Source organism: Vibrio sp. (genome assembly GCF_038138445.1).
Classification (GTDB): Bacteria; Pseudomonadota; Gammaproteobacteria; order Enterobacterales; family Vibrionaceae; genus Vibrio.
The window spans coordinates 1-616 of the sequence record NZ_JAYQDQ010000188.1 but is presented as its reverse complement, the minus strand read 5'-3'; the positions used below and the strand labels follow the sequence as shown (position 1 = coordinate 616).

The following is a 616-nucleotide window of genomic DNA, read 5'->3' as shown; positions in this document are numbered from 1 at the left end:
TATGCGAGCAATTGGTATCGCTTCGCCATATCACGTTCAGCAAGCAAACCCGTTACCATGGACTGAAAAATGGATTGGTGGTGGCAATGTGCAAGTTGCTCCACAGGAAACCGAAATCAGCTCTTATGTCGTGGGTGGCGTAAAGCAAGACGTATCAACAGAAACTCTATCAGGACTAAGCCTATGAATATCGAAATTTGGAGTAAGGATGGCTGTTCACAATGCGTGGAAGCCGAACGATTAGCTCAAATCGTGTGTCAAGAGAGCCATAATACATATAATAAACTAATGCTAAATTCTGATTTTACTCGTGAGGAACTTCTTACTAAATTTCCCAATGCTCGAACATTTCCACAGATCGTAGTTGATGGTAACTCAATCGGTGGTCTCAGTCAGTTCACGGAATATTTACAAGAGAATGTATGAAAACAATCGTACTTGAGTGCCAATACTGTTACGTTGAATCGTTTATCAGATACGATTCTGAAATGTATGATCAACCACAGTTTTGCCCTCAGTGCGGTCGTCAACAAGATGATGAATACGAGGAATTAGAGTTCGATGAATAGACGACATGTGGCTCAAAGACGACAAATTATGGACGCCTCCCGAAGAT

General features: G+C 41.7%; 1 protein-coding gene and 1 pseudogene. Both read left to right on the top strand.

The genetic code is table 11. The features are described 5' to 3' along the window. A pseudogene (locus AAFM34_RS20955) lies at positions 1 to 187 on the top strand (hypothetical protein); the annotation flags it as partial. Continuing rightward, positions 184 to 426, top strand: coding sequence for a glutaredoxin family protein (locus AAFM34_RS21055; protein WP_371833293.1), 243 nt, complete (start codon positions 184 to 186; stop codon positions 424 to 426). The pseudogene AAFM34_RS20955 and the gene AAFM34_RS21055, both read left to right, overlap by 4 nt. The last annotated feature ends 190 nt before the right edge of the window (positions 427 to 616 follow it).

Coding starts and splice junctions, on each gene's coding strand:
- AAFM34_RS21055 (WP_371833293.1), top strand. CDS start 184: ATGAATATCGAAATTTGGAGTAAGGATGGCTGTTCACAATGCGTGGAA.